A 12,352-nucleotide genomic window follows, 5' to 3' on the forward strand; every position below is an offset into this window, starting at 1 on the left:
GCGTAGCGCAGAAATCAGTGGTGATGACCACCTTCGCCATGGACGTGACCATGAGCGATTTCTTCCTGGCTGGCATCACGGATGTCGACGATCTTGACTTTGAAGTTCAAGCGCTGGCCGGCCAACGGGTGGTTGCCGTCAACGGTGACGTCGTCGCCTTCCAGGTCGCGGATGGTGACGATCTGCATCTGGCCATCGGGCGCCGAGGCGTGGAACTGCATGCCCACTTCCAGCTCATCCACGCCTTCGAACATGCTGCGGCTCAGGGTGCTGACCAGTTCGGCGGAGTACTCGCCATAGGCGTCTTCCGGTTCGACGGTAACGTTCAGGTCGTCACCGACCGTTTTACCTTCCAGGGCTTTTTCCAGACCCTGGATGATGTTGCCTGCGCCATGCAGGTAGACCAGCGGAGCGCCGCCGGCAGAGCTGTCGATGACCTCACCAGCGTCGTTGGTCAGGGTATAGTCGATGGAGACAGCCTTATTGGCGGCGATCAGCATGGGGCGAGACCTTTTGCATAAGAATGAAGAACGGACAAGTCTAAACAAGGATTTGCCCGAAAGCGAACGGAACCCGGACAAACGGGCCTGCTCGAACAGACCGACGGTCACGGGTTTGCATCAGGACGAGGACGGACACTGGGTGGCCGAGCTGTCCTGTGGCCACACCCAGCATCTGCGCCACCAGCCGCCGTGGCAGTCCCGGGCCTGGGTGCTGGATCCGGCGCAACGCGTTGAAAAAATAGGCCAGCCCTTTGATTGCGGCTGGTGCGCGCAGGGCCCGGTTAGCGATAACCTTGGCGACTGAATTGACGGTAGACGGCAGTTATAGCCTCGCCCTTGCCATGCACCTTTAGAGAATCCGCATGCAAACTTTTTTTATCGCGCCCACCGATTTTGGTGTGGGTCTGACCTCCATCAGCCTCGGGCTGGTGCGTACCCTCGAACGAGCCGGGCTGAAAGTCGGCTTTTTCAAACCCATTGCCCAGCCTCACCCCGGTGATACCGGGCCGGAGCGCTCCACTGAACTGGTGGCCCGTACCCACGGCCTCAAGCCCCCACAGCCCCTGGGCCTGGCGCATGTCGAGCGCATGCTCGGCGACGGCCAGCTCGATGAGTTGCTGGAAGAAATCATCACCCTTTACCAACAGGCCGCCATCGGCAAAGACGTGCTGGTGGTCGAAGGCATGGTCCCGACCCGCAGCGCCAGCTACGCCGCCCGGGTCAACCTGCACCTGGCCAAGAGCCTCGACGCCGAAGTCATCCTGGTGTCGGCGCCAGAAAACGAAGTACTGGCCGAGCTGTCCGGCCGGGTGGAATTGCAGGCGCAACTGTTCGGTGGGCCGAAAGATCCGAAAGTCCTCGGGGTGATCCTGAACAAGGTCCGCGCCGACGAAAGCATGGAGGCGTTTTCCGCACGCCTCAAGGAGCACTCGCCGCTGTTGCGCAGCGGCGATTTCCGCCTGCTCGGTTGCATCCCGTTTCGCCCTGAACTCAACGCCCCGCGCACCCGCGACGTGGCCGACCTGATGGGCGCCCAGGTGCTCAATGCCGGCGACTACGAAACCCGGCGCATGAGCAACATCATCATTTGCGCGCGCACCATGCGCAACACCGTGGAGCTGCTCAAGCCCGGCGTGCTGGTGGTGACTCCCGGCGATCGCGACGACATCATCCTCGCGGTGAGCCTGGCAGCGCTCAACGGTGTGCCGCTGGCCGGCTTGCTGCTGACCAGCGATACCCTGCCCGACCCACGCATCATGGACCTGTGCCGAGGCGCCTTGCAGGCCGGGCTGCCGGTGCTGTCGGTGAGCACCGGCTCCTATGACACCGCCAACCTGCTCAACGGACTGAACAAGGAAATTCCTATCGATGACCGCGAACGTGCGGAGATCATCACCGATTTTGTCGCCAGCCACCTGGACGCCAACTGGCTGCACCAGCGCTGCGGCACGCCACGGGAAATGCGTCTGTCGCCGGCGGTATTCCGCTACCAGTTGATCCAGCGCGCCCAGGCTGCCAACAAGCGCATCGTGCTGCCCGAAGGCAGCGAACCATTGACCGTCCAGGCCGCCGCCATTTGCCAGGCCCGGGGCATTGCCCGCTGCGTGTTGCTGGCCAAACCGGCCGACGTCGAGGCGGTGGCCCGTGCCCAAGGCATCGAGTTGCCGCCAGGGCTGGAGATTCTCGACCCCGATTCGATTCGCGAGCGTTACGTGGAACCGATGGTGAGGTTGCGCAAAAGCAAAAGCCTGAACGCACCGATGGCCGAGCAGCAGTTGGAAGACACCGTGGTGATCGGCACCATGATGCTGGCGCTGGACGAGGTGGACGGGCTGGTGTCCGGGGTCATCCACTCCACTGCCAACACCATCCGTCCGGCCCTGCAACTGATCAAGACCGCGCCGGGTTGCTCCCTCGTGTCTTCGGTGTTTTTCATGCTGTTCCCCGAAGAAGTGCTGGTGTATGGCGACTGCGTGATGAACCCGCACCCCAGCGCCGCGGAACTGGCGGAAATTGCCCTGCAAAGCGCCGACTCGGCCGCCGCGTTCGGCATCACCCCACGGGTGGCGATGCTCAGCTATTCCAGCGGCGAGTCAGCCAGTGGCGAGGAAGTGGAGAAAGTCCGCGAAGCCACCTTGCTGGCCCACGAGGCGCAACACGGCTTGCTGATCGACGGCCCCTTGCAATACGACGCCGCCGCCAACGAAACCGTGGCGCGGCAACTGGCACCCAACAGCCAGGTGGCCGGTCGGGCGACGGTATTCATCTTCCCGGACCTGAACACCGGCAACACCACCCACAAGGCCGTGCAACGCAGCGCCGATTGCGTCAGCCTCGGGCCGATGCTGCAAGGCCTGCGCAAACCGGTGAACGACTTGCCGCGTGGCGCCCAAGTCGACGACATCGTATACACCATCGCCCTGACCGCGATCCAAGCCGCCAACCGCCCCCTGGATATTTAAATGCTGGATTTCCTGCCTGTCCCACTGCGGGGCGTGATTGCCTCGCTGCTGTTGGCGCTCAATACCATCGCCTGCTGCACGCCGTTGTTCATCGTGGCGATTTTCAAACTGCTACTGCCCTTCCCCGCTGCCCAGCGCTGCACCGACTGGTTGATGGGCCACATCCACGAAACCTGGATCAGCAACAACAAGGCCTGGATGAACCTGCTACGCCGCACCCGCTGGCACCTCAGCGGCCTGGAAGGCCTGGACTACCAGCACTCATACCTGGTCACCAGCAACCACCAGAGCTGGGTCGACATCATGGTGTTGCAGTACGTGCTGAACCGGCGCATCCGGCCATTGAAGTTTTTCCTCAAGCAGGAGCTGATCTGGGTGCCGGTGATCGGCCTGGCCTGGTGGGCGCTGGGGTTCCCGTTCATGAAGCGCTATTCCAAGGCGTACCTGGAAAAGCATCCGGAAAAGAAGGGCAAGGACCTGGAAACCACCCGCAAGACCTGCGCGAAGTTTCGCGACAATCCGGTGGGCATCTTCAACTTCGTCGAAGGCACGCGCTTCACCGAAGGCAAACATGCCCAACAGCAGTCACCGTTTCGCTACCTGCTCAAGCCCAAGGCCGGCGGCATCGCGTTTGTACTCGACGCCATGGGTGAGCAACTGGAGTCGATCATCAACGTGACGATCCATTATCCGAGCGGTCGTCCAGGGTATTGGGATTTGCTCTGCGGCAACGTGGAAGAGGTGGTGGTGCATTTCCAGGAACTGAAGATCCCGCCGCAGTTCATTGGCAAGAACTACGATCAGGACGGTGTGTACCGCCTGGAGTTCCAGGGCTGGATCAACCAGTTGTGGCAGGACAAGGATGCGCTGCTTGCGCAGATGCATCGGGAGTATCCAGACCGCCACTGAATCCCTTGTGGGAGCGAGCCTGCTCGCGATTGCGGTGTCTCAGCGTGGATAAATGGAGACTGACCCACCGCTATCGCGAGCAGGCTCGCTCCCACAGTTAACCGAGTTGGCTCCAGATAAATGAAAAGCCCGCAGATGATTGCTCACCTGCGGGCTTTTTATTGACTGCCGCGTTGGTTAGATCGCTCCACGCTTGCGCAGCAGATCCAGCACCTGCTTGACGCTTTCTTCCAGCGTCAGCGACTGGGTGTCGATCACCAGGTCGGCATCCAGCGGCACGTCATACGGGAAGGATTCGCCCGGGATGTTGTCACCAGCAGCGGCGTACAGCCCTTGCGGATCACGCTGGGCGCAGACCGCTGGCGAGGCCTGGACATAGACCGTCAGCAAACGCTCCCGACCGATCAGGTCCTTGGCCTGCTCACGCCCTTCGGCATTCGGCGCAACGAACGCAGCGAGGGTCAGCAAGCCGGCCTCGTTGAACTGACGGGCAACGTGGGCCGCACGACGCCAGTTCTCGGTGCGCCCGGCACGGTCCTGCGGCAGGCCTTTGTTCAAGTCATGGCGCAGATTCTGGCCATCGAGGACGAAGACTGCACGGCCCAGGTCGAACAACTTGCGTTCCACCGCATAGGCCAGCGTGCTCTTGCCGGCGCCCGACAGGCCACTGAACAAGACCGTGGCCGGTTGCTGGCCGAAGCGCTGGGCGCGTTCTTCAACCGACACATGAGCCAGTTTGCCGTGGTGCGTGCTGCTGCCATGGGCCAGCGGCTGGGCGACGATCATGCCGGCGCCGACCGTGCCGTTGGTCAGACGATCGATGACGATGAACGCGCCGGTGGTGCGGTTGCTCTCGTAACCGTCCAGGGCGATCGGTGCATCGAGGGCGATCTTCACCTTGCCGATTTCGTTGAGCTGCAGCGCGCTGGCCGGTCCCTCTTCCAGGGTGTTCACGTCAACCTTGTTGACGATGCTGGCAATCGAGCCCGGCACGTAGCTGGTGGCGCGCTTGATGTCGTATTTCTTGCCCGGCAGCATCGGTTCTTCGGCCATCCACACCAGCATCGCTTCGAAGCTGTCGGTCACCGGCGGCACGTTGTCGGCATGCACCAGCAGGTCGCCACGGGAGATGTCGATCTCGTCTTCCATGGTCAGTGTGACCGCCTGGCCAGGACCGGCGTGTTCCAGCTCGCCTTCGAAGGTGACGATGGATTTCACGCGGCTGCTCTTGCCCGACGGCAGCACCACCACTTCGTCGCCCTTGTGCACGATGCCGCTGGCGAGGGTGCCGGCGAAGCCGCGGAAGTTCAGGTTCGGACGGTTGACGTACTGCACCGGGAAGCGCAGGTCGGTGAAGTTACGGTCACCCGCCACTTCCACGGTCTCGAGGATTTCCATCAGCGACTGGCCGGTGTACCACGGCGAGCGCTCGGACTTGTTCACCACGTTGTCACCCTTGAGGGCAGACATCGGCACGAAGTGCATGCTGGTGGGCTTCATCTTCAAGCCTTCGGCGAACTTCAGGTAGTCAGCCTTGATCGACTCGAACACACCCTGGTCGAAGTCCTTGAGGTCCATCTTGTTGATGGCCACGACGATGTGCTTGATGCCCAGCAACGAGGCAATGAAGCTGTGGCGACGGGTCTGGGTCTGCACGCCGTAGCGGGCGTCTACCAGGATGATCGCCAGGTCACAGGTGGAAGCACCGGTGGCCATGTTGCGGGTGTACTGCTCATGGCCGGGCGTATCGGCGATGATGAATTTGCGCTTGGCGGTGGAGAAGTAGCGGTACGCAACGTCGATGGTGATGCCTTGCTCGCGCTCGGCCTGCAGGCCGTCCACCAGCAGCGCCAGGTCGATGTCGTCACCGGTGGTGCCGACTTTCTTCGAATCGCGGGTGATGGCTTCCAGGTGATCTTCGTAGATCATCTTGGAGTCGTGCAGCAGGCGCCCGATCAGGGTGCTCTTGCCGTCGTCGACGTTACCGCAGGTCAAAAAGCGCAGCAGCTCTTTACGCTCGTGCTGGCCCAGGTAGGCGAGGATGTCCTCGCTGATCAAATCAGATTGATGCGACATGACAGCCCCTTAGAAATAACCTTGACGTTTTTTATCTTCCATCGAGCCTGCGCCATCGTGGTCGATGACCCGGCCCTGGCGCTCGGAAGTTCGCGTCAGGAGCATTTCCTGGATGATGTCCGTCAGGCTTTCGGCCTCGGACTCCACCGCGCCCGTCAACGGGTAGCAGCCAAGGGTACGGAAACGCACTTTCTTCTTGACGATGCGGGCCTTGTCTTCGTCGGACAGGTGCTCAAGGATGCGCTCGTCGTCGATCATGATCAGCGTGCCGTTCTTCTCGATCACTTCACGCTCGGCGGCGAAGTACAGCGGCACGATCGGGATGCCTTCGAGGTAGATGTACTGCCAGATGTCCAGCTCGGTCCAGTTCGACAACGGGAACACGCGGATCGACTCGCCCTTGTTGACCTTGCCGTTGTAGACGTTCCACAGCTCCGGACGCTGGTTCTTCGGGTCCCAGCGGTGCTTGCTGTCGCGGAACGAATACACGCGCTCCTTGGCACGGGATTTCTCTTCATCGCGACGGGCACCGCCGAACGCGGCGTCGAAACCATATTTGTCCAAGGCCTGCTTGAGGCCTTCGGTCTTCATGATGTCGGTGTGCTTGGCACTGCCGTGGGTGAACGGGTTGATGCCCTGGGCCACGCCATCCGGGTTCACGTGAGTGATCAGGTCCAGGCCCAGCTCCTCGACCATGCGATCGCGGAACTTGTACATTTCCTGGAATTTCCAGCGGGTGTCGACGTGCATCACCGGAAACGGCAGCTTGCCGGGGAAGAACGCCTTGCGTGCCAGGTGCAGCATCACGGCGGAGTCTTTACCGATGGAGTACAGCATCACCGGGTTATCGAACTCGGCGGCCACCTCGCGGATGATGTGGATGCTTTCCGCCTCCAGCTGTTTCAGATGCGTCAGTTTGTCGACCATGGCTACTCACGAAAACTTTCTTATGAACGGCCAGCGGGCCGTGTTCGAGCGGGGAATCCTAGCACAGCGACCTCTTCTAATCAGGGCGCCAACTAGATCGAAACAGCATATGGATATGCCTGGTGGTTCGGGTATTGCAATGCCCTCTGTGGGAGCCAGTGAACTCTGTGGGAGCAAAGCTTGCTCGCGATGACGTCGGCACATGCAACGCCGCTATCGCGAGCAAGCTTTGCTCCCACAGGCCCGCTTCCACATTCAGTTCAGCGTTAGTCAGATGGGATTCGGACAATCGATGAAGATATGTTCCAGGGCAAAGCGTCGCGCCAGGTAATCGCCCAGCGCCTGCACACCATAGCGCTCAGTCGCATGGTGCCCGGCGGCGATGAAGCTGATGCCGTTTTCCCGCGCACTGTGGAATGTCTGCTCCGAGGCCTCGCCGCTGAGGTACAGGTCGACGCCAGCCAGCACGGCCTGGTCGATATAGCCCTGGCCGCCGCCGGTGCACCAGCCGACCCGGCGGATCATCTGCTCGCCTTCGATCAGCAAGGGCTCGCGCCCCATGGTTTCCTGGACCTTGCGCGCAAAGTCCCGCGCCGTCATCGGTTCGGACAGGGAACCGACCAGGCCGACAATCTTGGGGTTGTCCGGATCCAGCGGTCCCTCGACGGTGATGTCCAACTGACGGGCCAGTTGCACGTTATTGCCCACCTCGGGGTGCAGGTCCAACGGCAAGTGGTAAGCCAGCAGGCTGATGTCATGCTTGAGCAACGTTTTCAGGCGACGTTGTTTCATGCCGGTGACACAGGGGTTCTCGCCCTTCCAGAAATAACCGTGATGCACCAGCACCAGGTCGGCCTCGGCCTCGACTGCAGCGTCGAGCAAGGCCTGGCTGGCGGTGACGCCACTGACAATGCGCATCACCTGGGGCGCGCCTTCGACCTGCAGGCCATTGGGGCAGTAATCGGCAATCCGGCTGCTCGCCAGGTAACGGTCCGCTTCTTCGACCAGGGTGCTCAGGGCTACGGCCATGAAAAGACTCCTAAATATCCCGTTCAGAGGCGCGCGCGGCCTCGTATAATGCGCGACATTATGGGCGGTCTCATACCGCCTGCAACCTTTGTAGGACGTGCTTAATGCTCAAGGCGCTGCGTTTTTCCGGCTGGCCGCTGTTGGCCGGCGTGCTTGTCGCTCTACTGATTATCCAGCGCTACCCGGAATGGGTCGGGCTGCCGAGCCTCGACGTCAACTTGCAGCAGGCGCCGCAAAGCAAGGCGGTGCAACAGGGGCCGGTGTCCTACGCCGATGCCGTGACCACCGCCGCGCCGGCCGTGGTGAACCTGTACACCACCAAGGTCATCAACAAACCCAGCCATCCGCTGTTCGAAGACCCGCAATTCCGGCGTTTCTTCGGCGACAACTCGCCCAAGCAGAAGCGCATGGAGTCGAGCCTGGGGTCGGGCGTAATCATGAGCCCGGAAGGTTATATCTTGACCAACAACCACGTCACCAGCGGTGCCGATCAGATCGTGGTGGCCCTCAAGGACGGTCGTGAGACCCTGGCCCGGGTGATCGGCAGCGACCCGGAAACCGATCTCGCGGTGCTGAAGATCGACCTCAAGAACCTGCCGGCCATTACCATCGGCCGCTCCGACAGCATCCGCATCGGCGACGTGACCCTGGCCATCGGCAACCCGTTCGGCGTTGGCCAGACCGTGACCATGGGCATCATCAGCGCCACCGGGCGCAATCAGTTGGGCCTGAACAACTACGAGGATTTCATCCAGACCGACGCCGCGATCAACCCCGGCAACTCCGGCGGTGCGCTGGTGGATGCCAACGGCAACCTTACCGGGATCAACACGGCGATCTTCTCCAAGTCCGGTGGCAGCCAGGGCATCGGCTTCGCCATTCCGGTGAAGCTGGCGATGGAGGTGATGAAGTCCATCATCGAACACGGCCAGGTGATTCGCGGCTGGCTGGGGATTGAAGTCCAGCCGCTGACCCAGGAACTGGCGGAGTCCTTCGGTTTGTCCGGGCGGCCCGGCATCGTGGTGGCGGGGATTTTCCGCGACGGCCCGGCGCAGAAGGCCGGCCTGCAGTTGGGCGATGTGATCCTGAGCATCGATGGCGAACCGGCCGGCGATGGCCGCCGCTCGATGAACCAGGTGGCGCGGATCAAGCCCACCGACAAGGTGACCATCCAGGTCATGCGCAACGGCAAGGAGCTCAAGCTCACCGCTGAAATCGGCCTGCGCCCACCGCCCGCACCAGCGGCGGTCAAGGAAGAGCAGTAAGCCGCAACAGCCCCCATCCCCGTGGCGAGGGAGCTTGCTCCCGCTGGGCTGCACAGCAGCCCTGAACCTGCCACCGCAAAAACCCAGACTGATCGCATCAATCCTGTTGGGGCTGCTTCGCAGCCCTGCGGGAGCAAGCTCCCTCGCCACGAAAACAGCGTCTGGCGCTACTTTTTCTGAAAATCAGGAATAGCATAAATTCTCATTAGTAGTGTTATATTGTTTCAATACTAAAAATTGGAACAACATAACATGTCATCCCTGAAACGGATTTCCGTTGCCAGCCTCGCCCTGGGTCTGCTCGGCGATCCCGCCTACGCCGAAGAAACCCAGCCCGTGGAACTGGACGCCATCAGCGTCACATCCGAGTACGAATCGCCCACCGGCCCCGTGACGGGCTACCGCGCCACCCGCTCCGCCAGTGCCACCAAAACCGATACGGCCCTGCGCGACATCCCGCAATCGATCAGCGTGATTCCCGCAAGCGTGCTCAAGGACCTGGGCAGCACCAACGTCGAACGGGCATTGGAATATGCCGGCGGCGTGTCGAAACAAAACAACTTCGGTGGCCTGACGCTCTACGAATACAGCGTGCGCGGCTTCACGACGTCGGAGTTCTACAAGGATGGTTTCAGCGCCAATCGCGGCTACCCAAGCACCCCGGACGCGGCCAACATCGAACGCATCGAAGTGCTCAAGGGCCCCGCCGCCAGCCTGTATGGGCGAGGCGACCCGGGTGGCACGGTAAACATCGTCACCAAGAAACCCCAGCCTGAAGCCTTCACCACCCTGCAGACCAGCGCCGGCAGTTGGGATCGCTATCGCACCGCGCTGGACGTCAACACGCCACTGGATACCGAAGGCCACTTGTTGTCGCGGGTCAACCTGGCGGTCGAGGACAATCACAGCTTTCGCGATCACGTCGACAGCAAGCGCGTCTTCGTCGCCCCTTCCATCAGTTGGCAGTTGAACCCCGACACGCGGTTGCTGGTGGAAAGCGAAATCGTGCGCCACAGCTCAACCTTCGACCGCGGCATCGTCGCCCCGGACAATCGCTGGAGCGGCGTTTCCCGCTCGACCTTTCTGGGCGAACCCAACGACGGCGATATCGACAATCACAACAACATGCTCCAGGCCGCCCTCGAACATCAGCTCAACGACACCTGGCAACTGCGCCTGGCCAGCCATTACAAACAGGGTGAACTCTGGGGTTTCGCCTCCGAAGCGCGCCCGCTGAACGCCGACGGCCATACGGTGAACCGCCGCTATCGCGAGCGTGACAACAATTGGCACGACAGCATCACCCAACTGGAATTGCGTGGCCTGTTCGACCTCGGCCCGTGGCAGCACGAACTGCTGATCGGCAGCGAATATGAGGACTACCGCAAGAACGAGCGCGTGACCACCATCGGCGGCGGCACCTACCCCATCGACATCTACCAGCCGATCTACGGCCAGCCGAAACCCAATGGTGCTCGTACCGGCACAGACTTCTTCGAACATGTGCAAAGCCGCGCGCTGAACCTGCAGGACCAGATCGTCTTCACCGACAAACTGCGGGGCCTGCTCGGCGTGCGCTACGAGCATTTCGAGCAGAGCATCGACGACCACACCCGTGATCGCACCAGCCGCCAGCGCCACGACGCCCTGACGCAACGAGCCGGCCTGCTGTATCAACTGAGGCCCCAGGTGGGTCTGTTCGCCAACGCCTCCACTTCATTCAAGCCCAATAACGGTCTGGATGCCGACGGCAAATCTTTCAATCCCGAGGAAGGCGTCGGCTATGAAGTGGGAATCAAGAGCGAATTGTTCGACGACCGCCTGAGCACCACCCTGGCGGCGTTCCATATAGAGAAGGAAAACGTCCTGAGCCCGGTCGCCGGGACCGACTTCAGCCGGGCCGTGGGCAAGGCTCGCAGCCAAGGCATCGACCTGCAATTCACCGGGCAAGTGACCGATGCCGTCCGGGTGATCGGCGCCTTCGCCTACATCGATGCCGAAGTGACCAAGGGCGATCAGCAGATTCCCACCGGCAGCCGGATCCTCGGCGTCGCCAAACACAGCGGCAGCGTGCTGGGGGTCTACGAATTCCAGGACGGCCACCTGCGCGGCTCGGACGTCGGCGCGGCATTCACTTACGTCGGGGATCGCTCGGGCGAGGCCGGCAAGGATTTCGAACTGCCGGCCTACCACACAGTCGACCTGCTGGCCCATTACAAGGCCAGCGACGACGTCACCGTGGGCCTGAACCTGAACAACGTCTTCGACGAAAAATACTACGAGCGCTCCTACAGCAACTACTGGGTCACCCCCGGCGAGCCGCGCAACTTCACTGTCAGTCTCACCCTCGCGCTATAAAAGGAAAATCGACATGAAACACCCCAAGACCTTCGCCCTGCTCGGGCTGCTCGGCCTGCTCCTGGCCACACAGGCCTCGGCCCATGGCCTGTGGACCGAACAGCGGCGCGGCAACATCGAAGTGGTCTACGGTCACGGTGCCGAAGACAATGCCTTCAAAGCGCGAAAAGTCAGCGGCGCCTGGGCCTATGACCTGGGCGGCAAGATGATCCCCGTCACCGTGGAGCGCCTGCCGGACCACGCCCGCCTGCAACCGCTCAAGCCGCCGGCCGTGCTGGCGGTGGCGCTGGACAACGGCATGTGGTCGCAGACCGCCGACAAGAAGTGGATCAACGAAGGCCGCAGCAAAGTGCCCGGAGCGATTGAATCGACCCACACGTTCAAGTACAGCCTGGCGATCTATGAGCCGGGGGCAAAACTGCCGGCGCTTGCACCGATCAAGTTCGTGATCCTGCCGGAAGTCGACCCGCTGACCGTCGGGCCGGGCCAGTCATTGCCGGTACGGGTGCTGCTGGATGGCAAACCGGCGGCCGGGGTGAAGCTGGTGGGCGACTACCGCAGCGCGCCAAACACCGTATCGACGGAAACTGACGCGGAAGGCCGGGCCAAGGTGTTGGTGCGCAACGAAGGCTTGAACGTGATCGCGGCGCAGATGGAAATTGCGCTCAAGGACGACAAGGACGTGGCCACGCGCGGCGTGTTCACCTCGTTGACCTTCCTCGGTGAACCGCATCACGAGTAACCCCCGAATCTATTGTGGGAGCGAGCCTGCTCGCGATGACGACAGATCAGCCAGCATTGAGGTTGACTGACACGACGCCAT

Annotated in this window: 10 protein-coding genes; 6 read left to right on the forward strand and 4 right to left on the reverse strand. The window is 61.8% G+C overall.

Features of this window, described 5'->3' with window-relative positions; translation table 11 throughout:
- Window positions 1-14: 14 nt before the first annotated feature.
- Window positions 15-500, reverse strand: a complete 486-nt coding sequence (locus PBDP_RS24700; protein ID WP_003205467.1) for an FKBP-type peptidyl-prolyl cis-trans isomerase — start codon at window positions 498-500, stop codon at window positions 15-17.
- On the opposite strand from PBDP_RS24700, the gene PBDP_RS24705 reads away from it, so the two are divergent.
- From PBDP_RS24705 to yihG, 3 genes are read left to right on the forward strand one after another with little or no spacing between them, the layout of a single operon-like run.
- Window positions 469-807 carry a DUF3565 domain-containing protein gene (locus PBDP_RS24705; protein ID WP_109754940.1) on the forward strand — a complete coding sequence of 113 codons (339 nt, stop codon included), beginning with the start codon at window positions 469-471 and terminating at the stop codon, window positions 805-807. The genes PBDP_RS24700 and PBDP_RS24705 overlap by 32 nt on opposite strands.
- Before the next feature lie 58 nt (window positions 808-865).
- Window positions 866-2,965, forward strand: a complete 2,100-nt coding sequence (pta, locus tag PBDP_RS24710) for a phosphate acetyltransferase (protein WP_109754881.1) — start codon at window positions 866-868, stop codon at window positions 2,963-2,965.
- Window positions 2,966-3,874, forward strand: coding sequence for a 1-acylglycerol-3-phosphate O-acyltransferase, YihG family (gene yihG / locus PBDP_RS24715; RefSeq protein ID WP_109754882.1), 909 nt, complete (start codon window positions 2,966-2,968; stop codon window positions 3,872-3,874).
- Window positions 3,875-4,051: 177 nt separating this feature from the next.
- On the opposite strand, the gene cysN is transcribed toward yihG, so the two are convergent.
- From cysN to PBDP_RS24730, 3 genes are all read right to left on the reverse strand, one after another.
- Window positions 4,052-5,950, reverse strand: a complete 1,899-nt coding sequence (gene cysN, locus PBDP_RS24720; RefSeq protein WP_109754883.1) for a sulfate adenylyltransferase subunit CysN — start codon at window positions 5,948-5,950, stop codon at window positions 4,052-4,054.
- Window positions 5,951-5,959: 9 nt separating this feature from the next.
- Window positions 5,960-6,877: a sulfate adenylyltransferase subunit CysD gene (gene cysD, locus PBDP_RS24725; protein WP_003178041.1), complete on the reverse strand. Its 918-nt coding sequence runs from the start codon at window positions 6,875-6,877 to the stop codon at window positions 5,960-5,962.
- Between the two features lie 270 nt (window positions 6,878-7,147).
- Window positions 7,148-7,906, reverse strand: coding sequence for a Nif3-like dinuclear metal center hexameric protein (locus tag PBDP_RS24730; RefSeq protein ID WP_109754885.1), 759 nt, complete (start codon window positions 7,904-7,906; stop codon window positions 7,148-7,150).
- Window positions 7,907-8,010: 104 nt separating this feature from the next.
- Here PBDP_RS24730 and algW point away from each other — a divergent pair, with 104 nt between their 5' ends.
- The 3 genes from algW to PBDP_RS24745 all read left to right on the forward strand — a co-directional run bounded on the left by algW (window position 8,011) and on the right by PBDP_RS24745 (window position 12,271).
- Window positions 8,011-9,171, forward strand: coding sequence for a Do family serine endopeptidase AlgW (algW, locus tag PBDP_RS24735; RefSeq protein WP_109754886.1), 1,161 nt, complete (start codon window positions 8,011-8,013; stop codon window positions 9,169-9,171).
- Between the two features lie 252 nt (window positions 9,172-9,423).
- Window positions 9,424-11,529, forward strand: coding sequence for a TonB-dependent siderophore receptor (locus PBDP_RS24740; protein ID WP_109754887.1), 2,106 nt, complete (start codon window positions 9,424-9,426; stop codon window positions 11,527-11,529).
- Between the two features lie 13 nt (window positions 11,530-11,542).
- On the forward strand, window positions 11,543-12,271 hold the full coding sequence (locus tag PBDP_RS24745; RefSeq protein ID WP_212801440.1) for a DUF4198 domain-containing protein: 729 nt from the start codon (window positions 11,543-11,545) through the stop codon (window positions 12,269-12,271).
- The last annotated feature ends 81 nt before the right edge of the window (window positions 12,272-12,352 follow it).

Origin of the sequence: Pseudomonas sp. St290, assembly GCF_018325805.1 — a bacterium.
GTDB lineage: Bacteria > Pseudomonadota > Gammaproteobacteria > Pseudomonadales > Pseudomonadaceae > Aquipseudomonas > Aquipseudomonas bijieensis.